Origin of the sequence: uncultured Capnocytophaga sp., from assembly GCF_937936315.1 — a bacterium.
In the GTDB taxonomy this organism is placed as follows: domain Bacteria; phylum Bacteroidota; class Bacteroidia; order Flavobacteriales; family Flavobacteriaceae; genus Capnocytophaga.
The window spans coordinates 1-1,758 of the sequence record NZ_CALGWU010000036.1 but is presented as its reverse complement, the minus strand read 5'-3'; the positions used below and the strand labels follow the sequence as shown (position 1 = coordinate 1,758).

The following is a 1,758-nucleotide window of genomic DNA, read 5'->3' as shown; positions in this document are numbered from 1 at the left end:
CAAATAGGTTGGTAGCCGAAAAGCCCCAATAAGGCACATAGCCTATTTTAGTTTGTTTACCGCAAAGAGCAGGGGTTATCTTATAGGTTTCGGTAATAGTTACCAGCTCATTATTAGCAAATCCACCTGTTTTGGTAAGGCTATACAAAGGCTTACCTGCATCGGGGAAGCCAGCAGGTACATTACCCACGTGAGTTAAGGTTACCCCTGCAGGAGGGGTAAAGCGTACGTTAGTAACATTTGCTGGGTAATCTACAGAGAAGTAAATGGTATGCGCATAGCCTACCCCTGTATTACGAATACCAAAGGTAGCTGTATTTTCGCCTAATGAGGCGCCATCAACTCCTACAACGTCTTGCACGGTAACTACTGGAGGCGTTACCCTATACTGGTTAGATTTTTCTTTTTCTTCTGGTTCGCCTACCACTGTTACTTTCACCTCATCGGTAAGGTATCTACCTGCCAAAGCATCGGTAGCAGCCTTAGTAAGCTTACGCTTAAGGGTAAAAGCCACTTCGGTGTTAGGCGTACCTACAAGGGTAAACACAGGTTTGTTAAGAGGACTACCTGCCACTTGGGATACCGAAGTAGCATTGGCTCCTCCAGTTACAGAACCTACTACGTACTCAATACCAGTAGGCAAGGTAACAGTTACCTCGGCTGTATTTTTAGTAGTAGGTAATTTAATCTTAATCGTAAGGGTACCAATTTCAAAGTTGGTATTATTAGCAAAATGTACTTCGCTTTGTGCTACCGCAGCATTTACAGCCACTTGAGCTTTTGCGCCCCACGACAAGCATAAGAAGGCTATTAGAAGCCCTTTAAATGTCAAGTTTTTTAATAATTGCATAAAAGTTTTATTTCATTAACAAAAAAAGGATGTAGAAACCCAAGGCAAAAGTACAATAAAAAAACGACACAGTGTAAAACTTTAACACTATTTTACAATTTTAGGTATTAGTTTTTCGCTAAACACATAATTTGATTAGCTCACTACTTAACAAAAAAACTCAGGATATTCTCCTGAGTTTTTTTGTTGTTATTAGCAAGAATGCTAGTTCTTCTTCAAGTATAACCAACCTACCATTGATTGTTGTTGATTGTTTTCATCTACATATTCGATGACATAATAGTAGGTACCTTGTGGCAACTTCTCAGCAGCTTCTATCGTTACACGACCGTTAGAGATGCCTTTGAATACATTGCGAACATTGTCATAGCTTTGTACCTCCCATACTTTTACTCCCCAACGATTGTAAATACGTACTGTATTGTTAGGGTAGGATTCTATACCTGCTATGTGGAAGTGATTGTTCTTATCCCCTCCTACTGATATACCATTATACACTATTAACTTGTTAGTAACATCAACTCTTACAGTTGCTGTTGCACAACCTCCTGCATTGCAAAGTTCGTATACAAAAGTATCTACTCCTACAAATCCTGTGTGAGGTGTATACTCTATACTTCCATCTGCATTTACTATAACACTACCATTTAACGGTGGAGTTACTACGTTTGGCAATGTTGCTCCATTAGGAGTATCATTACTTAGTACATCGATAGTCACTGGCGTATTGCGAGGTGTTGTGGTTCTATCATCAACGGCTATCGGAGCTGTCGTTGGAGTTCCTACTACTGTTACAACTATAGTAGCTGTACTGCAGTTGCCTGGGTTCAACTTCTCGCAGATTTGGTACACGATACTATAAGTACCCGCTGGGGTGTTGTTTGGTACCGTAATCGTTCCATCGGTAG

The 1,758-nt window shown here is 40.4% G+C and carries 1 protein-coding gene and 1 pseudogene; both read right to left on the bottom strand.

Annotated features, from left to right (window positions below):
- Positions 1–850: pseudogene (locus Q0162_RS06260) on the bottom strand (gliding motility-associated C-terminal domain-containing protein); the annotation flags it as partial.
- A 204-nt stretch (positions 851–1,054) separates the two neighbouring features.
- The coding region (locus Q0162_RS06255) for a gliding motility-associated C-terminal domain-containing protein (RefSeq protein WP_297890479.1) at positions 1,055–1,758 on the bottom strand (704 nt) is incomplete at its 5' end.